This is a genomic window from Sphingomonas naphthae (assembly GCF_028607085.1).
Classification (GTDB): Bacteria; Pseudomonadota; Alphaproteobacteria; order Sphingomonadales; family Sphingomonadaceae; genus Sphingomonas_Q; species Sphingomonas_Q naphthae.
Genome location: NZ_CP117411.1, coordinates 361,914 through 384,466, shown reverse-complemented (window position 1 = coordinate 384,466; position 22,553 = coordinate 361,914). Strand labels below are relative to the sequence as shown.

The window sequence follows — 22,553 nt, the reverse complement described above, 5'->3', positions numbered from 1 at the left end:
GTCCTCGCCGCCGGCGGGACGGGCGGCCATATGGTGCCGGCCCATGCGCTGGCGGGCGAATTGATGGAGCGCGGCCATTTCTGCGCGCTGGTGACGGACGAGCGCGGCGCGCGCATCCCCGGCCTGTTCGATGGCGTGCAGACCCATGTGCTGCCCGCCGGGCGCGGCGGCGGCGGGCCGCTGGGTATCCTCAAGGCGGCGCGCCAGATCTGGCAGGGCCGCGCCATGTCGCGCCGGCTGTACGAGACGTTCAAGCCCTCGGCGGTGATCGGCTTCGGCGGCTACCCCGCCCTCCCCGCCCTGCTCGGCGCGCTGGCGGACGGCATCCCGACCGCGATCCACGAGCAGAACGCCGTGCTGGGCCGGGTCAACCGCTACCTCGCCCGCCGGGTCGACGCGGTCGCCACCGCTTATCCGAACGTCGAGCGGCTGAAGGCCAAATATCAGCCCAAGGTCCACCTCGTCGGCAATCCGGTGCGGGAGATCGTGAAGGACATCGGCAACAAGCCCTTCCCCGCGCTTTCGGCCGATGGCCCGTTCCGCGTGCTGGTGACCGGCGGCAGCCAGGGCGCATCGATCCTGTCGGACGTGGTGCCCGAGGGGCTCGGCCTGCTGCCCCCGGCGCTGCGCCAGCGCCTTCAGGTGACGCAGCAATGCCGGCCCGAGGATATCGAGCAGGTGCGCGCCAAATATGCCTTCCTCGGCATCCCCGCCGATCTCGCGACCTACATTCCCGACCTGCCCGAGCGGCTGGCGTGGAGCCATGTCGTGATCGCCCGCGCCGGCGCCTCGACCATCGCCGAGCTGACCGTGGCCGGCCGGCCCGCGATCTTGATCCCGCTCCCCTCCGCGATGGACGACCACCAGACCGTCAACGCCCGCGAGATGGCGGATTCGGGCGGCGCCCGCGCCGTGGCGCAGACGGCGTTCACGCCGCAGGAGCTGTGCCGCCAGATGCAGGGGCTGGCCGACGATCCCGAAGGGCTGATCGTGGCCGCCAGCCGCGCCCGCGCCGTCGGCCGGCCGCACGCCACGCAGGATCTGGCCGATCTGGTCGAGGGGCTCGGCCACACGCCGGGCGTCGATTTTCAACCCGCGCAGGGCTTCGAGCCGGCGCCGCAGGGAGCGTTTGCGTGAAGGGCGTCGCCACCGACATCGGAACCATCCATTTCATCGGCATCGGCGGGATCGGCATGTCGGGCATCGCCGAGGTGATGCACAATCTGGGCTACAAGGTGCAGGGCTCGGACGTGGCCGAAGGCTATGTGATCGAGGGGCTTCGCAAGCGCGGCATCCCCGTCGCGATCGGCCACAAGGCGGAGAATCTGGGCGACGCCGCCGTGGTGGTCACCTCCACCGCGATCAAGCGCGGCAACCCGGAGGTGGAGCTTGCGCTGGAAAGCCGCGTCCCCGTCGTCCGCCGCGCCGAGATGCTGGCCGAACTGATGCGCCTGAAATCCACCGTCGCGGTGGCCGGCACCCACGGCAAGACGACCACCACCTCGATGGTGGCCGCGCTGCTCGACGCGGGTGGGGTGGACCCGACCGTCATCAACGGCGGGATCATCAACAGCTATGGTTCCAACGCGCGATTGGGCGCGTCCGACTGGATGGTAGTCGAGGCGGACGAGAGCGACGGCAGCTTCCTGCGGCTCGACGGCACCTACGCCATCGTCACCAACATCGATCCCGAGCATCTCGATCATTACGGCGACTTCGAGAAGGTGAAGGACGCGTTCGTCGAGTTCGTCGAGAACGTCCCCTTCTACGGCGCGGCCCTGCTCTGTCTCGATCACCCGGAAGTGCAGGCGCTGATCCCGCGCGTCCGCGACCGCCGCGTGGTGACCTACGGTTTCTCGGCGCAGGCCGACGTGCGCGGCGTCAACGTCACACCGATCCCCGGCGGCAACCGCTTCGAGACGATCGTGCGCCAGCGCGACGGCAGCAGCCGATCGATCGAGGGGATCGAGCTGCCCATGCCCGGCCGCCATAACGTCCAGAACGCGCTCGCCGCGATCGGCGTGGCGCTGGAAATGGGCGTGCCCGACGACGTGATCCAGACCGGCTTCGCCAAGTTCGGTGGGGTCAAGCGCCGCTTCACAAAGGTCGGCGAAGTCGGCGGGATGACGGTGATCGACGATTACGGCCACCATCCGGTCGAGATTCGCGCGGTGCTGTCGGCGGCGCGCGAGGGGGTCGAGAACCGGGTCATCGCGGTCGTCCAGCCGCACCGCTTCACCCGCCTGCGCGATCTGATGGCGGACTTCCAATCGGCCTTCAACGATGCCGACATCGTCTATGTCGCCCCGGTCTATCCGGCGGGCGAGCAGCCGATCGAGGGCATCGACGCGGCGGCGCTCGTCTCCGGTCTCAAGATGCGCGGGCACCGCTCGGCGCAGGAGATTTCGGGGCCCGAGGCGCTGGCGACGGCGCTGGCCGATATCGGCCAGCCGGGCGACATGGTCATCTGTCTCGGCGCGGGCGATATCACGAAGTGGGCGGCGGGGCTGGCCGAGGCGATCGGCGAAACACGGAAGGTGAGCGCATGATCGATTTCTTCACGCCCTGGATCAAGCTCCAGCAACAGGCCATCGACTTCCAGAAGCAGCAGCTCGAATGGGCGCAGAAGGCGATGACGAGCGCCGGCGACATGGTGTCGGCGCAGCAGGCCGCGCAATCGGCGATGGCCGCCAACATGAAGGCCTATGAGAGCTGGGCCAGCCTCTGGGGCGTCCGCGCCAAGTGACGGCCGCGCCCGCCCCTTCCCTCCTCTCGGACGACGCCGGGCGCCTCGCGCCCGGCGCGCTTGTGCGTGGCCGGATCGAGGCGGGCGCGAGTCTGGCGGACTTCATCTGGTTCCGCACCGGCGGCCCGGCCGAATGGCTGCTCCGCCCGGCCGACGTGGCCGATCTGTCCGATTTCCTCCGCGCGCTCGACCCCGCCGTGCCGGTGATGCCGGTGGGCGTGGGATCGAACCTGATCGTGCGGGACGGCGGCGTGCCGGGCGTGGTGGTGCGCTTGCCCAAGGCGTTCGCCAAGGTTTCAATCGAGGGCGATCTCGTCCGCGCGGGCGGGGCGGCGATGGGCATCACCGTCGCCAGCGCGGCGCGCGACGCGGGGATCGCGGGGCTTGAATTCCTGCGCGGCATCCCCGGCACGGTCGGCGGCGCGGTGCGGATGAACGCGGGCGCCTATGGCCGCGACGCGCGCGACATCCTGGTCGAAGCGACGGTCGTCCTGCGCGACGGCACGATCGAAACGTGGGAAGCCGCGCGGCTGGGCTATACCTATCGCCATTCGGAGGTGCCGGCCGGCGCGATCGTCGTCGAAGCCGTGTTCCGGGGCACGCCCGGCGACAAGGCGGCCATCTCGGCCGAAATGGACCGCATCGCCGCCGAGCGCGAAGCCAGCCAGCCGCTGCGCAGCCGCACCGGCGGATCGACCTTCAAGAACCCGGACGGTCACAAGGCCTGGGCGCTGATCGACGCCGCCGGCTGCCGGGGCCTGCGGCGGGGCGACGCGCAGGTTTCGGAGAAACATACCAATTTCCTCCTCAACCTCGGCACCGCATCGTCGGCCGAGATCGAGGCGCTGGGCGAAGAAGTGCGAGACAGAGTGAAGGCGCAATCGGGCGTGACATTGGAGTGGGAAATTCAGCGGGTGGGGGTCGTATGATCCTCCCTATGCGCAGCATGGGGAGGGGGACCATCCGCAGGATGGTGGAGGGGCGGCGCGCCAGCGCCGGCTCCGCCGTCGCCCCCTCCACCGCCCTTCGGGCGGTCCCCCTCCCCAGCAAGCTGGGGAGGAATCGATGAGCCTCCACGTCGCCGTCCTCATGGGCGGCTGGTCCTCTGAACGGGAGGTCTCGCTCACCTCCGGCAATGGCGTGGCCGACGCGCTGGAATCGCTCGGCCACCGCGTCACCCGGATAGATATGGACCGGCACGTCGCCGCGCGGCTGGCCGAGGCGGCGCCCGATGTGGTGTTCAACGCGCTGCACGGTTGCCCCGGCGAGGATGGCACGGTGCAGGGAATGCTCGACCTGATGGGGCTGAAATATACCCATTCGGGCCTCGCCACCTCCGTCATCGCGATCGACAAGCAGCTGACCAAGAACGAGCTGGTGCCGCACGGCATCCGTATGCCCACCGGGCTGATGGTCGCGTCGGAAAGCCTGCACAGCGCCGATCCGCTGCCGCGCCCCTATGTGCTGAAACCCGTCAACGAAGGTTCCTCGGTCGGCGTGGCGATCGTCACCGCCGAGGGGAATTACGGCCAGCCGATCGGCCGCGATGTCGTGGGGCCGTGGCAGGAATTCGACAATCTGCTGGCCGAACCCTTCATCAAGGGCCGCGAACTGACCGTCGCGGTGCTGGGCGATCGCGCGCTGGCGGTGACCGAGCTGAAGCCCAAGAGCGGCTTCTACGATTACGACAGCAAATATACCGATGGCCTCACCGTCCACATCTGCCCCGCGCAGATCCCGCCGGAGATCGCCTCCTCGGCGATGGCGATGGCGTTGAAGGCGCATCATGTGCTGGGCTGCAAGGGCACCAGCCGATCCGATTTCCGCTGGGACGACGAGCTGGGCGAGGCCGGGCTGTTCCTGCTCGAAGTCAACACCCAGCCGGGGATGACACCGCTCAGCCTCGTCCCCGAACAGGCGCGCCACATTGGGCTCAGCTACGCCGATCTGGTCCAGCGGATCGTGGAAGAGGCGCTGTGAGCGGCGCCGCCGCCTCGTCGCCGCCGCGCCTGCGCAAGGGCGGCACCGCCCAGCGGCGCCCGGCGGCCAAGGCGGCGCCCAAAGGCCCCGGCATGGTCGCGCGGGCGGTCGCCATGATCCCGATCCGGCCGGAGACGATCCGCCGCCTCGGCAACTGGCTGCTCGGCCTGCTCGTGCTGGCCGCCGTCGTCGCGGGGCTGATCCTAATGGGCCTGCCGCAGATGGTGGGCGTCTATATCGGCGAGACGATCGGGCGGATGGGCTTCGCGGTCCACAATATCGAGGTCGTCGGCCTCGCCCATGCCGATCGTAGCCGCGTCTACCAGATCGTCCAGACGCAGCAGGTGCGCCCGATGCCTTTGGTCGACCTGACCGGCACGCGCGAGCAATTGATGCGCCTCGCCTGGGTCGGCGACGCGCGCGTTTCGCGTCGGCTGCCCGATACGCTGGTGGTGGACATCGTCGAGCGCAAGCCGGCGGCCGTGTGGCAATATCAGGGGCAGCTGCGCCTGATCGACAATGAAGGCCGCTCGATCGCCGCGATCGACCCGGCCGCCATGCCCGAGAAGCTGCCTTTGGTGATCGGCCCCGGCGCCAATATGCACGCAGCGGAATTCGCCAAGCTGATCGACAGCCAGCCAGCCCTCAAGCCGCTAGTCGCCGGTGCCGCATGGATCGGCGACCGACGCTGGGACCTGCGCTTCCAGTCCGGCGAGACGCTGGCGCTGCCCGAGGGCGAGAAGCAGGCCATCGCCGCCTTCGATTATTTCGCCCGGCGGGACGCCGCCGTGCGCCTGCTCGGCCAGAATTACGTCCGCTTCGACATGCGCGATCCCAGCCGCGTGGTGGTGCGCGTGACGAGCGAACCCGGCCGGCGCATCGCCGAGCCCGTCGATCGCGCGAGCATCTGAGGAAAGCCATGGCACAGCCCCGGGGCACCAAGCTCATCACCGCGCTCGACATCGGATCGACCAAGATCAGCGCGCTCATCGCCGAGCCGGGCGAGAATGGCACGCTCGTGGTGCTCGGCACCGGCCAGCGCGAGTCCAAGGGCGTGCGGCGCGGCTATGTCGCCGACATGGGCCGCACCGAGGGCGCCATCCGCGAGGCGGTGGAGCAGGCCGAGCGCATCGCCGGCACCAATATCGAGGATGTGTGGGTCGGCTTCTCGGCCGGGGGGCTCGTGTCCGACGTGGCCTCGGTCGAGGTCGATCTCGGCGGGCATCGCATCGAGCAGACCGATATCGATTCACTGCTGGCCGCCGGGCGCAATTCGATCGATCCCGACGGCCGCATGGTCCTCCACGCGCAGCCGACGCTCTACACGCTCGACGGGCTGCAGGGGGTCAAGACCCCGCTCGGCCTCCATGCCGATCGCCTCGGCGTCGATATCCATGTCGTCGCGGCCGAGCCGTCGCCGGTCCGCAATCTCGATCTGTGCGTGCGATCGGCGCATCTGGCGGTGAAGTCGATCGTCGCCTCGCCGATCGCGGCCGGCATGGCCTGCCTCTCCGAAGAGGAGCGCGAGCTGGGCGTGGCGCTGATCGAGCTGGGCGGCGGGGTGACCAACGTGTCGCTGTTCGCCGGCGGGCTGTTGGTGGGCCTCGCCTCGATCCCGCTGGGCGGCAGCGACATCACCGACGACATCGCCTCGGCCTTCGGCACGCGCCGCAGCCAGGCCGAGCGGATGAAATGCTTCCACGGATCGGCGATGACCTCCCCGCGCGACAATCACGAGATGATCGAGGTGGCGCCGCTTTCCGGCGAACAGGGCGCCAGCGAAGCCGGCCGCATCACCCGCGCCCAGCTGATCGCCGTCATCCGCGCGCGGCTGGAGCAGTGGATGAGCGAGATCGAGAAGGCGCTGAAATCGCTCGGCTTCTCCGGCCCGATCGCGCGGCAGGTGGTGCTGACCGGCGGCGGCGCCGACCTGAAGGGCATCGCCGATTACGCGCAGGGCGTGCTCGGCCGATCGGTCCGCGTCGGCCGCCCGCGCGGGCTGACCGGGCTGCCCGAGGCGCATTCCGGCCCGGCCTTCACCACCTTGGCCGGCCTCGTCCAGTTCGCCGCCTCCGACCCGATCGACCTGCGCCAGTCCGGCGCCACCGCCCAACCCGTGATCCGCGCGACACCCCACGGCCTGGTCCAGCGCCTGATCGCGGCGTTCAAGAGCGAGTATTGAGGGGGGCTCTTCACGCCTGCCACCTGCACGCCCGATAAATCCCGTTCGTCCTGAGCGAAGTCGAAGGGCGTGCGACTGGACGCACCGCTTGGGGCACGCCCTTCGACTTTGCTCAGGGCGAACGGTGTGGGTGGGGGCTGTCTGAAAGGCGGCTGACGGGCGCATCCTCCCACAAATCCCGCGAACCAACCCTCCCCTCATCCGTTCGCTCCCGAGCGCCACCGCCCGAGGAACCCGATGCCCCCCACCCCCGCCACGCACGGCATTTCCCCCTCCCGCTTGCGGGAGGGGTTAGGGGTGGGCGCGCGGCCCGCGAGGGTCGCGCTCCTGCCGCCAATGTCGCAGGCCCACCCCCAGCCCCTCCCGCAAGCGGGAGGGGAGCCGGACCGGAACCACCCTTGACCCCCGACATCGCCATCATCGGCGGCGGCGCGGCCGGGATCGGCGCCGCGCGCGCCGCCGCCGCCGCCGGGCGCTCCGCCCTCATCGTCGAGGCCGGGCCGCGCCTCGGCGGGCGGGCGCATACCGTCGTCGCGGGCGGGCATCCGGTCGATCTCGGCTGCGGCTGGCTGCATTCGGCCGAGCGCAACCCGTGGGTCGGCATCGCCGAGGGCAGCGGCTTCACCGTCGATCGCACGCCGACCGCCTGGGGCGCGCAATGGCGCGACCTGGGCTTCCCGCGCGCCGAGCAGGCCGCCGCCCGCGACGCCTTCGCCCGCTTCGACGATCGCCTGCGCGCCGCCGCCCGCGCGCGGGCCGAGGGCTACCCCGCCGCCACCGATCGCGCCGCCGATCTGCTGCGGCCCGGCGACCGCTGGAACCCCTATCTCCAGGCGCTGTCGGGCTACATCAACGGCGTCGAACTGTCGGCGCTCTCGATCGCCGACTATCTCGCCTATGACGATGCCGCGAGCGAGGTGAACTGGCGGGTGCGCGAGGGCTATGGCGCGCTCGTGGCCGCCTCAATCCCCCCGCCCGGCGGCCGGGTGACGGTCGCGCTCGACACGCCCGCCACCGCCATCGCCGAGGACGCCCACGGCGTCACGATCGAGACGCCGCGCGGGGCCATCCGCGCGGGCGCCGCGATCGTCACCGTATCGAGCGCGGTGCTGGCATCGGGCGCGATCCGCTTCACCCCCGCGCTGGACGACCATCTCCACGCCGCGAGCCGCCTGCCGCTGGGCCTCGCCGACAAGGTCTTCCTGTCGGTCGCGGGGCCGATCGACGACCTTGATCCCGACACCCACCTGCTCGGCGACCCGCGCCGCGCCGGCACCGGCAGCTATTACCTCCGCCCCTTCGGCCGCCCGTTGATCGAGGGCTTCTTCGGCGGCCCCGGCGCCCGCAATCTGGAGGGGGCCGGCCGCGACGCCACGGCCGCCTTCGCGATCGACGAACTGGTCGCGCTGCTCGGCGGCGACTGGCGCCCCCGCCTCACCCCGCTGGCGGCCTCGGCCTGGCGCCACGACCCGTTGTTCGGCGGCAGCTACAGCCATGCCCTCCCCGGCCATGCCGACACACGGGCGCTGCTGGCGACGCCGCCGTCGCAGCGGCTCGCCTTCGCGGGCGAGGCCTGTTCGGAGAGCGATTTCTCCACGGCGCATGGGGCCTATGCGACGGGGGTATTGGCGGCTGGGTTGATAGCGCCAGACGAATAGACCGCGTCATCAATCTGTACGAAATGACAGAATGAATAGATATTCAGCGTGAATAGATGTTCATTGTGACGAATGATTATCCGTTACGGAAAAATAACATTTTTCCGAATCAGCTCGTCGCGGTTCATGCACCTGTAATCTGAAACTCGCTTAATAGCGCTCGTCGGACACAAGTGTTCGGCCAGTATCGCGTGAACAGATGTTCATCTTCCCATATCATATAAGTAAAGGATATTCGATTTGCGCAACACCATCGCCGCATTTGCAGTCCTCGCGTCCGCAATCTCCGCTCCCGGCTTCGCCCAGGGCCAGAAAATCGTCGATGTGATCGTTCCGCCCCAGTTCGTGCAGCCGAGCTGCGTGAAGATGATGGCGGGCTGGGAGAAGTACAATTCGATCGAGCAGCCGGCCGATATCCAGTCGGGCGTGGTCAACAACAGCAAGAGCCGGATGCTCGTCCTGACCAAGAACAAGGCCGGGCAATATTGGTCGGTCGCCGATCTGGCGCCGGGCGAGAGCCGCAATTTCCGCGTCAACGAGGGCACCAACTACGCCTGGGCGATGTTCGGTGGCCGGCACAATTGCATGAAGGGCTTCAGCCTTTCGAACAATTCGCCGAACAAGTTCCCGAACTGAACTTCGGCCAGTGACGGGAGCAGGTGTCCGCGCGACGCCTGCTCCCTATCGCGGCCGCATCATGCTGGCCGCAGAGGGGGGAGAGCAGTGTGACGATCAGGAATTTCGACACGGGCCTGTCGCGGGCCGGGCGCTTCGCCGCGCCGATGATGTTCGCCGGCCTTGCCGCCTTGTCGGCACCAGCGCTTGCCCAACAGGCCGTCCCGCCATCGGCCGCGCTGCAATCCTGCTCGGTCGGCAACGCGCCGTGCGAACTGAACACGACCGCCGGCTGGTTCGTCGGCCCCAAGGCGGATGCGCGGATCGAGCAATATGACGCATCGACGGTGAAGCCGACCGTCACGACCGAGAACCGGCTGGCCGCCGACGGCAAGACCAGGGTGGTGACTTTCAAGGGCGCCAACGGCAAATATCTGACGATCTATCCCGATGGCAGCGCGAAATTCCTGGGCAACCTGCCAACCGATCCGGCGGCGCAGTTCGTGGCGGTGCCGGGGCTGGCGAGCCCGCCCGGGCAGTCGCTCACCTCATTCCAGTCGCTGCCCAACCGCAATCTCTACCTGCGCCATTCCAGCTTCATATTGTACGCCCATCGCAACGACGGCAGCGAGTTGTTCCGCCGCGACGCCACTTGGCGCGTGCTGAACGCCGTGCAGATCAATGCGGCTCGAAAGCCAGTGCCGAACGCGAAGGCCGCAGCGTTGCCGCCAGGCCCAATGCTGTTGGCTGGGCGTGATCCCTACTCCTCCGTGCCTTATTACTTTGGTTTGTATATCAAGAGTAATAAAAAGAGCTTCTGCGTAGTGGACCGAAGAAAAAAACTTGGAACTAAAGAATTTGAAACACGATACCAAACTTGGGACGAAGTGCCCACTACATGGTGCCTTGACAGCAAACTCGTTGGTGGAAAAGAAATCAATGGAGTCACGTTGAAGGACGGCGTGCTCTACGCTATCGATGCGAGCAGAGGAACTGTCTGGTCTTCCACACCTGCTAAAGACCCAACAGCGCTGCTGATATATACGGATCAGGGCATGCTCCAAATAGTATCCAGAGATGGACAAAAGATTTATTGGGAAAGTAGATAATTGATTGTAAAGTGGTGCGTCGGCAGTCGCCCCGGCTGCTGTCGTACCACCTTCCATAAATCTGCAAGGTGCCGGTGAGCCTGTTCGAGGCCGCTGCTTATCAGCGCGCCATCAACGCAAGCTGTCCCGGCTGCGGTCCTGACGCCGGGTTTAGCTAAGCTTCGCCCAGTGACGGAAGCAGGTGCCGAAAAGCGCCTTTTCCTTGTTCTTTCGTACCGACCCGTCGAACGACGTCGCGCACGTTCCCATCGTCCGTCCTCCGGGCGTGAGCTGCCCCGGTCGCGCGCTTAACTGATACGCCCGGAATTGAATCGCGCCGAAGTTCGGCCGCCATGACCGCATCATCACGCGTCCTCCCGTCGCCGAGCGGCGGCCCCCTGCGAAGACGAGACCGAGAACGCGCGTCGTTCGCGAGATTCCTCTGTCCTACAGCCCCCATTTTCTGGCATCGCCCTGCGCATGGTCGACTCCCGCGCCCTTCCCTGTCCCCAGCCCGGCGGCGCGGCCCGGCGGTCGGTGAAAACCACCTTCGACCCCGTGACCTTCGTGAACTTCCGCAGCGCCGGAGGCCCCGCATGATCCGCGCGCTCGGCCATCGCTATGCCTTCGTCGTCGCGGGCGTCACCTTCTGCGCGCTGCTGGTATCGGCCGGGCTGCGATCGGCGCCCGGCGTGATGATGCTGCCGCTGGAGGCGCATTTCGGCTGGGATCGGGCGACGATCTCGGCGGCCTCCGCCATCGGCCTGCTGTTCTACGGCCTCGTCGGCCCCTTCGCCGCCGCGCTGATGCAGACGCTGGGCATCAAGCGGACGATGCTGGGCGGGCTGGTGCTGATGTCGTCCGCCACCTTCGTCAGCCTGTGGATGCGCGAGCCGTGGCAGTATGTCGCCACCTGGGGGATCGTGTCGGGCATCGGATCGGGCGCGGTCGCATCCGTGCTGGGCGCGGCGATCGTCAACCGCTGGTTCGCGACGCGGCAGGGTCTCGTCATGGGGATGTTGACCGCCAGCACCGCGACCGGCGCGCTCATCTTTCTGCCGGTGATCGCGTGGCTGGCGGAGGGCGGCGCGTGGCGGCCGGTGGCGCTGGCGGTCACCATCGTGACGGGTGCGCTGATCCCGGTCGTGGCGCTGCTGGTGCCCGAACGCCCGCAGGATATCGGCGCGGACCGCTTCGGCGCGGCGCCCGACGCGCCGCCGCCCGCCGCGCTGAAACAGGCGCGCAGCGTGGGCCTCGCCATCACCGCGCTCACGCGGGCCGTGCGGGTGCCGATGTTCTGGCTGCTGTTCGGCACCTTCTTCGTGTGCGGGCTCACCACCAACGGGCTGGTCGGCACGCACCTGATCGCCTTTTGCGGCGACATGGGGATCGCGCCCGTCACGGCGGCGGGGCTGCTCTCGCTGATGGGGCTGTTCGATCTGGTCGGCACCACCGCCTCGGGCTGGCTGACCGATCGCTACGATCCGCGCCGGCTGCTGTTTGTCTATTATGGACTGAGGGGCGCATCGCTGATGGTGCTGCCCTTCGTCGATTTCTCCGCGGCCAACCTCACCATCTTCGCGGTGTTTTTCGGCCTCGACTGGATCGCCACCGTGCCGCCCACCGTGCGGCTGGCCTACCGCCATTTCGGCGAGGTGGATGCCCCGATCGTGTTCGGCTGGGTGATGGTCGGCCACCAGCTGGGCGCCGCCACCGCCGCCTTCGGCGCGGGCCTCGTGCGCGAAATGACGGGCAGCTACGGCCCGGCCTTCGCGGCGGCGGGGGTGACGGGTGTGCTGGCGGCTGTCGCGGTGCTGATGGTGGCGCGCGGGGGTGGCAGCGGGGCGAGGGTGGTGGTGGCGTGAGTTTGTCGGTCGAAATGCGAGAAAGATCGCATTTCGAGGCCGCACCAGCCCGCGCCCCCACCCGGCCTCCCATAGCATATCCTGGATGGGAGGCCGGGTGGGGGTGCGGGCTGGTGCGGCCTTCCGCCGTGAGGCGGACAAAGGACTCCCCTCACCCCTTCCGCAACACCTCGATCCGCCCGCGCTCCTCGGCGGGCACCAGCCCCTCCAGCACCTGCCAGAAGCCGCCGACCGCGCCATAGCCCGCCTCGCCATAGGCCGCCGACAGCCGCTCGCGCAGGGCATCGAACAATTCGGTTTCCAGCGCGCGCCCTGCCGCCGTCAGTCGCAGGAGGCGCTGGCGCCGATCCTCGCGCCCCGTCCGCGTCTCGACCAGCCCGCGCGCGCCCAGTTCGTTGAGCACGCGGCCGAGCGACTGTTTGGTGATGCCGAGCGTGGCGAGCAGTTCGCTTACCGTCAGATCAGGCTTGCGGGCGATGAAATAGAGCGCGCGGTGGTGCGCCCGGCCGAGCCCGATCCGCTCCAGCGCGGCATCGATCCCGCGATGGAGGTGGCTGTAGCCGAAATGGAGCAGCTCGATCCCGCGCCGGATCTCGGTCTCGCGCAGGAAAAGGGGCGAAGCGGACGGGACAGCCATGCTGACCCAATTGGCATCGCTTTCCCGCCCCGACAAGGCTTTCCATGGGCCCCGACAGGCGATAAGGGAGCGCTCCGCACCGCCGAGCGATCAGCCCGGCGGCCGTGTTGGGGCGTCGCCAAGTGGTAAGGCAGCGGCTTTTGGTGCCGCCATTCCCAGGTTCGAATCCTGGCGCCCCAGCCAGCGGCTGTCAGACGTTCGCGCGCTTCGCGATCAATCACGGATGACGACAGCGACCGGGCCGGCGTGCCGGCACAGTCGCTGTCGTCACGCGATGTTACGGGGCGATGGAATACCGTCGGCCCGCCGGACGAGAGGATGCCGATGAGGGAGCCGCTATCGGCTGACCCCGGATCATCCTTGAAAACCGTGCGTCCGAGCGCCGCATCGCGGCAGCGCTCGGCACACAAGCCGGATCAAACCTTGAAACGGAAGCCGAGCCGGAACACGCGGCCAAGCACGTCATATTGCGTCTGGTCGATCGCCGGCGACCGGTAGGGATTGCCGGTGGGTCCATTGGGCACGATCGCCGGATCCTTGTTGGCCACGTTGCGGACGTTGAAGAACATCTCATACTGCCGCTCCGCGCCGAACTTGTAGTTCACGGCCATATCGAAATAGGTCGCGGCGGCGATGGAGATGTCGCTGTAGGTGGGATTATTCGCCGTCGAGGTCGGGCAGGAGGATTGGCATTCGATGAAATTGTTGTTGACCACGCCCGCGCTGACCCCACGCGCCGTACCGCTGAAGGAAACCGGGCCATTGTCGTAGCTGATCGACATGGAATAGCGCCAATCCGGCAGACCCGTCGCGCCGACGCGCTCGGTGATGATCGAACCGGGCAGGCCGGGATCCACCTTGTAACTGATGTAATGCGTCGCCAGGCCGCGAATGGTGACCGTTCCGCCCATGTCCGGTAGAATGTCGGACATCTTGAAGCGGTAGCTTGCCTCCAGATCCAGACCCCGCGTGCGCTCCGAAGCCAGGTTCAGCGGCTGATTTGCGATGTCATACTGGTTTGTCGCGCCCGGCGTACGGGTGATGAGGGCGCAGGCGGACTGATTGCCCGCAAAGCACAGGTTGACGATCTGCTGCGTGGACAGGCTGCCGATCGCGCCCTTGATGCTGACCTTGTAATAATCGATCGACGCATTGAAGCCCGGCAGGAAACCCGGCCGGACCACGACGCCGGCGCTATAGGTACGGCCGATTTCCGGATCGAGATTCGGGTTACCGGAGTTCAACTGACGGGCTGTCGCCGCGGCACCATTGTTGTTCGGGTCCGAGAAGGAACTCTGGCTCTGGAAAATACCCGCGAAACGATCGGCGAGATTGGCTTCCCGCACGTCGCGCGAGGCGACGCCGCGAATGCGCAGGCCTTCGATCGGCATATATTCCGCCCCAAGCTTCCAGGTCGCGAAGGTGCCGTTTTCATATTTCACGGCGCGGGCGGCCGCATTCAGATTGAGCGACCTGGCCCACCACATGTCCCTCGCCAGCGGGATGACGGTTTCGAGATAGGCATCCGACACCTTATAGCTGCCAACCGCCGGCTGGCCGCCGGTCGAATCCCAATTGCCCGGATTGGCTTGCGTGAGGGCATCGGCCGTACCCGATGCCGATTCGGTGCGATGCTCGGCGCCGAAGGCGATAGAGACCGGGCCGGCCCACAGGTCGAACGGCTCGCCCGCGATGTTCACGCTGACGACGTTCTGCTTGAAGATGCTGCGCTGGTTGGGGTTTCCCGTCACATAAGCGATCGCGGCTTGGCTGTTCACGCCGGTGCCGATCAGGTTGTAGGGAACGCACCCGTTGGTCGGGTTGGTCAGCGTCGAGCGGCAGACGATCGAACCGTTAGGTGCCCGCACCGCATCGATAGCCAGCATGAAATTCGGCAGCAACGTGGAGTTGGTCGACGTATTCGACAGCGTGGAGCGCGCATATTCATAATAGCCGCTGAGCTTCCATTCGGTGCCGAATAAACCGAACTTGCCGTCTATGCCGCCCACACCACGAAAGGACTTGTGCTTGCCCAGGCCACCCGTCACCGGATTGTCGCCCTTCATGGTTCCGAAAGGGACCGACGTGAGGCCAAGTGCCGTAATCCGGCTGGCGATCGCAGCGGGCAGATAGGCGTTGTCGGCACGAAGCGTCAGCGTGTTGGTCAGATTGCCACGGAAGATTTCCGAGTAGGTTTCAAGGTGGGACCACGATCCTTCGGCAAACACATTCCAGTCGTCGGCGACGTCGTAGCTGACCCGCGTGAACAGATTCTGGCGGTTCTGCTTGGGCGTAAGGCTCGTGGATTTGTCGCGGATGGCGTTGTCGGCGAAGGTGCCGCCGGCCATGATCGGATCGGAGACGATCGGGCCGAACACGAGATTATATTGCGTGCCGCCCGGCCCGAACGAGATGCCGCGCAACGACGAGCAAGCCGACGTCGCGGAGCAGGCGATCGTGCCGCCCAGGGTCGCGGTGCTCAGGGCCACCTGGGGCAGCCGCAGGACTTGCGGCTGCCCGTTCCCGGCCCGGTAGGCCGGATTGTTGATGAACGCCCAGCCGGTCCTGTTCCACGCGCGGGTGTTCGTGATGATGCCGTCTTCCGCCGAGGCTTCACCGCTCAGCAGGAAATGGCCGCGACCGCCGGCAAAGCCGGCGCCGTAGCTCAACGACGCCTTCCACGATTTGTTGTCGCCATAGGTCGTCTCGCCGCCCGAGATTTCGCCCTTGAGGCCGGTGAACTTGGTGTCGAGCACGAAGTTCACGACACCCGACAGCGCATCCGAACCGTAGGATGCCGAGGCTCCGCCCGTCACCACATCGACCCGTGAGATGAGCTGCTGTGGCAATTCGCTGACATCGACCACACCGGTGTTGATGACACCGCCGACACGACGCCCGTCGAGCAAGGTCAGGGTTCTGACGTCGCCAATGCCACGCAGGTTCAGCGAGTTGACGCCCTGGCGACCCTGACCGACGTTGGTGGCCGTGGTGATCGGCGTCGAACTGCCAGAGACCGCCGGCAACGTATTCACATAATCGGCGATGTTGGGGGTCGCCGAGCGCTCGATCTCCTGACGGCTGACGACCGACACCGGTGTCGGGGCCTCATATCCATCGCGAACGACGCGCGAGCCGGTGATGACGACCACCTCATCGGTATCCGTGACCGGACTTGGCGCCGACTGAGCGTAGGCTGCACTGGAAATGAACAACGCCGCCGCACAGACCGACGCTCTCAGCGACACGTCGAAGCAAGCCCCCTTATTCCGCATGATATTCAGCCCCCTGACATTAACCGATATAGTCAAAATTCCATCTTCAATCCGTAGAAACGGAATCTATTCGGATCTATAAATTATTGTTATATCTATATTTATCAATATAGACTTATTTTTTGAGCAGACTGATGGCACTCAGTCGATCATGATCCCATGTCTGCCAAAACGGACAGCGGAGCCACTTCTGCTAGTCACATGGCGGTCATGCTAAAAATATCCGACCAAGGGCAGGATCGATGGCTGAACTGATGCACTCGGGCATTCGCGCGGCCGTGGCACCGTGTCGACGAACGCACAGCGTGCCGAGCGGCGACTTTCCGACGCGGTGGTGGGCGGACGTCCGCACGGAAAGGATATGCAATTTGGCCTCAACGAGCCGAAAATGCGCCGTGCGGGATGGAGCGCGAGGGCATGGATGGACGTGTCGATCAGGCCTCATCGGCCCCCATGCCGCACGCAGCGTTGCAACATTGGCGTTGCGCATCGATCAGGCCGATCCGTTCGATCAGCGCGCCTTATTCTGTCTTCGCAAGCCACGCGAGATCGGCGCGCGTCCGCGGGGATGGCGCCCTGGAGTTCGGCTACATCACGGAAGATCGGGGCGATCGGCTACCGTCCACGCCGCAGCCCGCCCACGGTCCACCCGGTCGTCATCAAGGGCAAGCCGATCGCTCGACCCGCTACAGCCCGCTACAGATTGCTGTGTCGTACGGCCAACCAGCGCAAACCTGCCAAGGCCGCCACCCCCGACAGGGCCGATATCAGGCCCAACAACGGCCGGTCCCCGGCGCATGCAACGAGCATCACGCCGGTGATGGTGGCAAAACAAACCGCACCGATCGTTACGGCCCAGCCCTGCCAGGTAACGGGGCTATGACCGGACATCGATTTCCGAAACCAACGGTTGCCCATCTATCGCTTCACCGTCGAATGCCCATGCCGCGTGCCGTCATGCAGCATGATTCGTAACGCCGCCTTAACGGCCCGCTTTTCCCAAATCGTTGGCCTACCCCGCGATTTGCCGAGGATCAGGCGAAGGTCGCCAGGCAAGATAAGGCCCGCCCACCTTGCGGCGAGCGGGCCTCTGTCCCTTTGTCCGTCGCGAAGCGATCAGGCCTCGGCGTCGGCCGCCTTCTTCTTCGGCGCGGCCTTCTTCTTCGGCTTCGGCGCGTCCTCGGCGGCGGCCTCCTCGGCGGGCGCCGCTTCGGCTTCGGCCGGCTCGTCGGCCTTCTTGGCCTTCTTGGCGGCGGCCTTCTTCACCGGCTTCTCTTCGGCGGCATGGTCGTGGTCATGGTCGCAGTCGGGGCCGTGGACATGGCCTTCCTCGCCGTGGCCGTGATCGCAATCGGGGCCGTGGACGTGCGGCTTGATGTCGCCGGCGGCGTCGGCCTCGATCTCGGCTTCCAGCTCCTCGCGGGTCGAGACGCGATCGGTGATGGTCGCCTTCTCGAACAGGAAGTCGACAACCTTGTCCTCATACAGCGGCGCGCGCAGCTGGGCGGCGGCCATGGGATCCTGCTGGAGATATTCCATGAACCGCTGGCGATCCTGCGGCTGATATTGCTGGGCGGCCTGCATGGCGAGGCGCTGCATCTCCTGATTGCTCACCTCGACGCCGTTCTGGCGGCCGATCTCGGAAAGCAGGAGGCCCAGGCGCACGCGGCGCTCGGCAATCGCGCGGTAGTCGTCGCGATCCTTCTCCATCTCGGCGCGGGCGGCCTCCTGATCGGCCTCGTGGGTCGCCTCATGTTCCAGCTGCGCCCAGATCTGACCGAACTCGGCCTCGACCATCGACGGCGGCACCTCGAAATCATGGCTCGACGCCAGCTGGTCGAGCAGCTTGCGCTTCATGTGGGTGCGGGTCAGGCCGTTCAGCTCCTGCTCGACCTGGCCCTTGAACAGGCCGCGCAGCTGCTCGAGGCTCTCGAGGCCCAGCGACTTGGCGAAATCCTCGTCCACCACCGCGTCCTTGGCGGTCTTCACCTCGGTCGCCTTCACTTCGAAGGTGGCGGGCTTACCCTTCAGGGTGGCGACGTTGTAATCCTTGGGGAAGGTGACGTTAAGCACGCGCTCCTCGCCGACGGTGATGCCCTCCAGCTGATCCTCGAAACCGGGGATCAGGCGGCCCGAGCCCAGCTCGACCGACATGCCCTCGCCGGTGCCGCCCTCGAAGGCGACGCCGTCGACCTTGCCGACGAAGTCCAGCACGACCATGTCGCCGGTGACGGCGCCATGGCCCTCGGGCGCGGGATCATAGGCCTTCTGCTGCGACGCGAGGCGCTCGATCTGGGCGTCGATCTCGCTCTCGGGGGCCTCGACCGTCAGGCGCTCCAGCGTGATGCCCTCGATCGACGGGGCGGGCACGTCGGGCAGCACTTCCAGCGCGACCTTCACTTCGGCGTCCTTGCCGGCCTCGTAGCCGTCGGTCAGCTCGACCGAGGGCTGCATCGCGGGGCGCAGGCCCTTTTCGCTCAGCAGCGACTGGATGGCTTCCTGCACGGAGGTGTTGAGCGCTTCCTGCTCCATCGCCGGGCCGTGCATCTTCTTGATGAGGTTGGCGGGCACCTTGCCGGGGCGGAAGCCGGGCATGCGGATCTGCGGCGCGGCGCGCTTCACTTCGGCATCGACCCGAGCCGAGATGTCCTCGGCGGGGATGGTGAGCGTGTAGGCGCGCTTCAGGCCCTCGTTGAGCGTCTCGACCGTCTGCATGGGCGTTTCGTTTCCTCGGGTGTTCGTTGATGGCTTCAAGTGATTCTGTGGCCACCCCGCGCTTGCGCTGCGGGGCTGGTGCGGGCGAAGGGACTCGAACCCCCACATCTTGCGATACTGGAACCTAAATCCAGCGCGTCTACCAGTTCCGCCACGCCCGCCGGGCTTGGGAAGCGCGCGCCCTACATCAGTGGACGCGGAAGGGCAAGGATGGAGCCGCGAGCGCCCCCCGGCCGTTGGGGCAAGCAACGCAAGAGAGGACAGCCCGATGGCCACCACCCCCGATCCCAACCCCGACAATCCCCCCGCCGGCCCCGCCGATTCGCCCGAACAGGTCAGCGACGCGGGCGCCCGGCGCAGCAGCGTGGAGGGCGTGGAGGACCGCGAGGACATCCCCCACCACCGCGACGACCCGGCGGATGCCGAGCCGGAGACGTGAGGGCTATTTTGCTGCGGGTGTGGCGGCCGGGGCGGGCGCGGGGAAGGGGCCGGTGCGGGTGAGGCCGTAGGAGGCGAACTCGCCCTCGACCAACCCATTAGCTTCTACCGCAGCGGCGAAATCGGCATTCGCCTTTGACGTCTCGCCTTTGGCGGCATGGACCAAACCCCGCCCGAACAAGGATGAGGATTGGCGCGGTGCGCTGGTGAGGGCCTTGTCATAGGCGGCAAGCGCCTCATCGAACCGACCGAGCCGGAACAGGATCAGGCCCAGACTGTCAATATAGCCGGACGCGTTGGGGGCTTCGGCGATCTGCGCGTTGCAGTCGGCTAACGCCGATTCCAGCAGGATATTGTTAGTCGCCTTGGCCCAGCACAGATTGTTGAGAGTACCAGCCCGTTTCATGGCGCGCGCAGCTGTGAAATCGCGGTCCGCATCTTCAACGCGGCCCGCCAAGGCATATTGGGTGGCCCGGCCGATCAGGCCGTCGGGTTCTTGGGGGATGTCAGCGATGATCCTCGTCCAAAGGGCTATCCCCGTCTCGTAATCCTTCATCTCCGACGCGAGTTCGGCGCGAGCCATCAGCGCATTCACATCTTTCGGCTCGAGGCTTAGCGCTTTTTCGAGATCAGCGAGACGATTGGCATGATCCGATCGCGGCCGAATGATCGCGCGATTGATATAGATATAGGCGGCCTGCTCCACCTTGGCTGCCGCATCGAACTCGCGCATCGCATCGGCCGACCGGCCAAGCCGGTGGTAGGATTTTGCCGCAGCGACATGCGCGTAGCCGCTGCTCGGGTTCGCAGTGACGAGTGCCTGAATGACGGCAGGAACCTCATCGTTCTTCTTTTGACGCATAAGAATGTTTGCTTGGAGAATGTAAGCGTCAACATTCTCGGGCCACAGCACGACGGTCTGGCGGGCATCGCTCAATGCATCATCCAGTCGGCTCAGAGCATAGCGGACGCGCGCACGGGAAAATTGTGTCTCCTTGTGCTTTGGAAACTGATTGAGAATCTTCGAGTAAGCTACATCTGCCTCGCTAAAATTGCCTTTTTCATGCAGCAGTCTGGCATGTGTAAGCATGACGACTGGATTGTCGGGATGTGTTGCCAGGATAGGGGTCAAGACCTTCTCCGCGTCGCCGATCCTTCCCATCATCGCAAGATAACTTGCGCGCACGGCGGCGGCATGGACGTTATCCGGCTCGATCGCCAGCGCCGCCTCGCTCGCCGCAAGTGCCTCCGGGAAGTTTCCCTGATCCTCCAGCAGGGCAGCCCGCTCGATGAATTGCGCGGCGGTTTCCGGTGTTCGCGCCAGCATGGCTTCGCGATCCTTGGCAGTAGGCCGATACCCCGCCGGCTTCTTCACATACAGGAACCGCCCCGCCAGCGCGCGCAACACCGCCTGCGCGGTGGGCGCGTCCTTCGCCGGGAACTCGGGGGCCAAGGTGCGCTCGGTCCTGACGACCGTGAAGGTCTTGCCCTCGATGCGGGCGCGGCGGGTGTAGGTGGTGGCGGCGACGGTCTGGTCCACGTCGGCGGCGTTGCCGAGGGTGAAGCCCTCGCTCGGCAGCAGCATTGTCTCCTCGGTGCGCGAGAAAGCGGGGAAGCCGACGGCGAAGGGTGCGTCGCGGTCCGGTCCTTCGGTGCGCGTGAAATCGGCGCGGTAGCCGACGCCGACATTGTCGGGCTGGTAGGTGTTGGCGTTCGACCAGTCGAGCTTGGCGGTGCCGTCCACCGTCATCGTCGCGATGCCGGTCTTGTCGTCATAGGTGGCGGCGACGCTCTTCGCCTCGATATAGTCATAGCTCGAACGCCAGCCGTCGCGCATCGCCTCGTCGCGCTGCGCGGGGGTGGAATTGGCGAGCATGTATTTGACGCCGAGCGCCTCGTCGCCGCGCAGGATCGTCTCGCCATGGAAGGGGGCCGGGGCGTGGATGCCGGCCGAGGCATCGATCCGCACCTTGGTGACGCTCACCGGCTCTGCATAAGGTTCCGGCCGGATGGCTACGAGGTCGGCGCCGGCGGCGAGCGGCAGGCCCCAGACGAGATCGGGCGTCTCGATCCGGTCGAGGCTGGGGTCGTTGGGGCGGGTGCCGTCCAGCCAATAGGTCTTCCCGCCGATCACCGCGCGGACGATGACATGGTTGAACACGCCGAGTGCCGGAAGCCGCCCCGCGACGGCATCGCCCCCGCCGCTGTTGACCAGCACCGCATCGGCCTGCACGCCCAGCGCGCGCAGCAGGCCGAGCAGCAGTGCGCTCTTGCCCTTGCAGTCGCCGAACCGGCGCGACCAGGTCTGCTCGGCCGAGGCGGGCACATAGCCGCCCGCGCCCATCGCCAGATTGACGTAGCGGATGCGCGTCTGGACGAGCGACAGGGCCGCCTCGGCGCGCGCTTTGGGATCGGTCGAGGCCTTGGCGATGCGATCGAGTTCGGCGCGCAGCGGGCCGGTGGCGGGGATCGCAGAGGCGGTGTCGAAATAGGGCTTCATCAGCGCCGCCATGGCCGCCCAGTCGGCGAAGTCGCTCGCCTCGATCAGCCGCCCGATCTGGAAGCGGCGCGGGGCGCCGCGCGGCAGCAGCAGCGGCTGGAGGTCGTCCAGCGCGAGCGCGATGCCCGTGCGGCCGGCTTTCTCCTCGGGCGCCAGCCTGGGCAGATCCTGCGTCTGCCTGACCCGTACCTTCACCGCCGAGGGCCAGTCGGCGCGGAAGCCGACATGGTTCATCGGCATGCCCGCGCCCGGCATGGCGGCGAATTCGACATGGCCCTTCAGGACCGGATCGCTGCGCCGCATCGTCGTGGTGAGGTGCAGCACGTCCCCAACCTGCAACCCTTCGGGCTGGAGCGTGGCGGTCAGCGTGCCATCGAGGGTCGCCTGTTCCAGATTCTGCTCGCGGCGCAGGATGGTGAATTGCTGGCCGGCGGCGAGCACGTCGATCACCTTGCCACCGCGATGGATCTGGAGGCCGTTGACGGTGAGCGCCTCGGTCTCAGGCCGCCAGGCGAGATTGACGGCGCCGACGGCGAGGCCCTCGGACGTCTGGATCTTGACATAGCTCTCGGCGAAGACGGTCTGCGCGTCGGGATCGAGCCTGACCTGCTGGTCCTGCAACAGGAAGCGCACGGCGGCGGCCCCGTCCTTCCCGTCGTCCAGCTTGATCGCCTTGCGCTGCACCCAGGCCGGCGGCGGCGCGAAGAGGATCTTGTCCGCCGCGAACGCGGGCGACGCCAGGCATACGGACGCCGCCAGAATCACCTTCCACTTCAAACGCATGATGATACCCCCCGGCGGGCAAGGTAGCCGCTGCGTTCGGCTTCGCAAGTATCGCCGCGCGGGCGTGCGGG

Annotated in this window: 16 protein-coding genes and 2 tRNA genes; 13 read left to right on the top strand and 5 right to left on the bottom strand. The window is 66.9% G+C overall.

The window, feature by feature from the left end; translation table 11 throughout:
• Nucleotides 1–30 precede the first annotated feature (30 nt).
• The 11 genes from PQ455_RS01935 to PQ455_RS01885 all read left to right on the top strand — a co-directional run bounded on the left by PQ455_RS01935 (nucleotide 31) and on the right by PQ455_RS01885 (nucleotide 12,134).
• Nucleotides 31–1,137, top strand: coding sequence for a UDP-N-acetylglucosamine--N-acetylmuramyl-(pentapeptide) pyrophosphoryl-undecaprenol N-acetylglucosamine transferase (locus tag PQ455_RS01935; protein WP_273691475.1), 1,107 nt, complete (start codon nucleotides 31–33; stop codon nucleotides 1,135–1,137).
• Nucleotides 1,134–2,549: a UDP-N-acetylmuramate--L-alanine ligase gene (gene murC, locus PQ455_RS01930; RefSeq protein WP_273688718.1), complete on the top strand. Its 1,416-nt coding sequence runs from the start codon at nucleotides 1,134–1,136 to the stop codon at nucleotides 2,547–2,549. Before PQ455_RS01935 ends, murC begins: the two co-directional genes overlap by 4 nt.
• Nucleotides 2,546–2,746 carry a hypothetical protein gene (locus tag PQ455_RS01925; protein ID WP_273688716.1) on the top strand — a complete coding sequence of 67 codons (201 nt, stop codon included), beginning with the start codon at nucleotides 2,546–2,548 and terminating at the stop codon, nucleotides 2,744–2,746. The genes murC and PQ455_RS01925 overlap by 4 nt, the downstream gene beginning before the upstream one ends.
• Nucleotides 2,747–2,808: 62 nt before the next feature.
• Nucleotides 2,809–3,675: a UDP-N-acetylmuramate dehydrogenase gene (murB, locus tag PQ455_RS01920; protein ID WP_273691474.1), complete on the top strand. Its 867-nt coding sequence runs from the start codon at nucleotides 2,809–2,811 to the stop codon at nucleotides 3,673–3,675.
• 136 nt (nucleotides 3,676–3,811) lie between these two features.
• On the top strand, nucleotides 3,812–4,726 hold the full coding sequence (locus PQ455_RS01915) for a D-alanine--D-alanine ligase (protein ID WP_273688714.1): 915 nt from the start codon (nucleotides 3,812–3,814) through the stop codon (nucleotides 4,724–4,726).
• Entirely contained in the window at nucleotides 4,723–5,637 is a 915-nt protein-coding gene (locus PQ455_RS01910; RefSeq protein ID WP_273688712.1) for a cell division protein FtsQ/DivIB, read from the top strand. Before PQ455_RS01915 ends, PQ455_RS01910 begins: the two co-directional genes overlap by 4 nt.
• An 8-nt stretch (nucleotides 5,638–5,645) precedes the next feature.
• Nucleotides 5,646–6,908 (top strand): cell division protein FtsA, encoded by a 1,263-nt coding sequence (gene ftsA / locus PQ455_RS01905; protein ID WP_273688710.1) that lies wholly within the window; start codon nucleotides 5,646–5,648, stop codon nucleotides 6,906–6,908.
• A gap of 398 nt (nucleotides 6,909–7,306) precedes the next feature.
• Nucleotides 7,307–8,566, top strand: coding sequence for a flavin monoamine oxidase family protein (locus PQ455_RS01900; protein ID WP_273688708.1), 1,260 nt, complete (start codon nucleotides 7,307–7,309; stop codon nucleotides 8,564–8,566).
• 240 nt (nucleotides 8,567–8,806) lie between these two features.
• Nucleotides 8,807–9,202 (top strand): hypothetical protein, encoded by a 396-nt coding sequence (locus tag PQ455_RS01895; RefSeq protein ID WP_273688706.1) that lies wholly within the window; start codon nucleotides 8,807–8,809, stop codon nucleotides 9,200–9,202.
• 89 nt (nucleotides 9,203–9,291) lie between these two features.
• On the top strand, nucleotides 9,292–10,290 hold the full coding sequence (locus PQ455_RS01890; RefSeq protein WP_273688705.1) for an AbfB domain-containing protein: 999 nt from the start codon (nucleotides 9,292–9,294) through the stop codon (nucleotides 10,288–10,290).
• Between the two features lie 575 nt (nucleotides 10,291–10,865).
• Nucleotides 10,866–12,134, top strand: a complete 1,269-nt coding sequence (locus tag PQ455_RS01885) for an MFS transporter (RefSeq protein WP_273688704.1) — start codon at nucleotides 10,866–10,868, stop codon at nucleotides 12,132–12,134.
• 151 nt (nucleotides 12,135–12,285) lie between these two features.
• On the opposite strand, the gene PQ455_RS01880 is transcribed toward PQ455_RS01885, so the two are convergent.
• Nucleotides 12,286–12,771, bottom strand: coding sequence for a MarR family winged helix-turn-helix transcriptional regulator (locus tag PQ455_RS01880; protein WP_273688702.1), 486 nt, complete (start codon nucleotides 12,769–12,771; stop codon nucleotides 12,286–12,288).
• Between the two features lie 108 nt (nucleotides 12,772–12,879).
• Here PQ455_RS01880 and PQ455_RS01875 point away from each other — a divergent pair.
• A tRNA-Gln gene (locus PQ455_RS01875) sits at nucleotides 12,880–12,954 on the top strand.
• Between the two features lie 233 nt (nucleotides 12,955–13,187).
• On the opposite strand, the gene PQ455_RS01870 is transcribed toward PQ455_RS01875, so the two are convergent.
• The 3 genes from PQ455_RS01870 to PQ455_RS01860 all read right to left on the bottom strand — a co-directional run bounded on the left by PQ455_RS01870 (nucleotide 13,188) and on the right by PQ455_RS01860 (nucleotide 18,922).
• Nucleotides 13,188–16,046, bottom strand: coding sequence for a TonB-dependent receptor plug domain-containing protein (locus PQ455_RS01870; protein ID WP_273688700.1), 2,859 nt, complete (start codon nucleotides 16,044–16,046; stop codon nucleotides 13,188–13,190).
• 1,116 nt (nucleotides 16,047–17,162) lie between these two features.
• Nucleotides 17,163–18,761 (bottom strand): trigger factor, encoded by a 1,599-nt coding sequence (gene tig, locus PQ455_RS01865; protein ID WP_273688698.1) that lies wholly within the window; start codon nucleotides 18,759–18,761, stop codon nucleotides 17,163–17,165.
• A gap of 76 nt (nucleotides 18,762–18,837) precedes the next feature.
• Nucleotides 18,838–18,922: transfer RNA gene (locus PQ455_RS01860), tRNA-Leu, on the bottom strand.
• Nucleotides 18,923–19,029: 107 nt separating this feature from the next.
• Here PQ455_RS01860 and PQ455_RS01855 point away from each other — a divergent pair.
• Nucleotides 19,030–19,200, top strand: coding sequence for a hypothetical protein (locus PQ455_RS01855; RefSeq protein WP_273688697.1), 171 nt, complete (start codon nucleotides 19,030–19,032; stop codon nucleotides 19,198–19,200).
• 3 nt (nucleotides 19,201–19,203) lie between these two features.
• On the opposite strand, the gene PQ455_RS01850 is transcribed toward PQ455_RS01855, so the two are convergent.
• Nucleotides 19,204–22,482, bottom strand: coding sequence for a tetratricopeptide repeat protein (locus PQ455_RS01850; protein ID WP_273688695.1), 3,279 nt, complete (start codon nucleotides 22,480–22,482; stop codon nucleotides 19,204–19,206).
• Nucleotides 22,483–22,553: the final 71 nt, after the last annotated feature.

Excerpts from the sequence above, each read along its gene's own strand:
- PQ455_RS01935 (WP_273691475.1), top strand. The coding sequence starts at position 31 with ATGGTGCCGGCCCATGCGCTGGCGGGCGAATTGATGGAGCGCGGCCAT.
- PQ455_RS01870 (WP_273688700.1), bottom strand. The coding sequence starts at position 16,046 with ATGCGGAATAAGGGGGCTTGCTTCGACGTGTCGCTGAGAGCGTCGGTC.
- ftsA (WP_273688710.1), top strand. The coding sequence starts at position 5,646 with ATGGCACAGCCCCGGGGCACCAAGCTCATCACCGCGCTCGACATCGGA.
- tig (WP_273688698.1), bottom strand. The coding sequence starts at position 18,761 with ATGCAGACGGTCGAGACGCTCAACGAGGGCCTGAAGCGCGCCTACACG.
- PQ455_RS01915 (WP_273688714.1), top strand. The coding sequence starts at position 3,812 with ATGAGCCTCCACGTCGCCGTCCTCATGGGCGGCTGGTCCTCTGAACGG.
- PQ455_RS01880 (WP_273688702.1), bottom strand. The coding sequence starts at position 12,771 with ATGGCTGTCCCGTCCGCTTCGCCCCTTTTCCTGCGCGAGACCGAGATC.
- PQ455_RS01855 (WP_273688697.1), top strand. The coding sequence starts at position 19,030 with ATGGCCACCACCCCCGATCCCAACCCCGACAATCCCCCCGCCGGCCCC.
- PQ455_RS01850 (WP_273688695.1), bottom strand. The coding sequence starts at position 22,482 with ATGCGTTTGAAGTGGAAGGTGATTCTGGCGGCGTCCGTATGCCTGGCG.
- PQ455_RS01925 (WP_273688716.1), top strand. The coding sequence starts at position 2,546 with ATGATCGATTTCTTCACGCCCTGGATCAAGCTCCAGCAACAGGCCATC.
- PQ455_RS01885 (WP_273688704.1), top strand. The coding sequence starts at position 10,866 with ATGATCCGCGCGCTCGGCCATCGCTATGCCTTCGTCGTCGCGGGCGTC.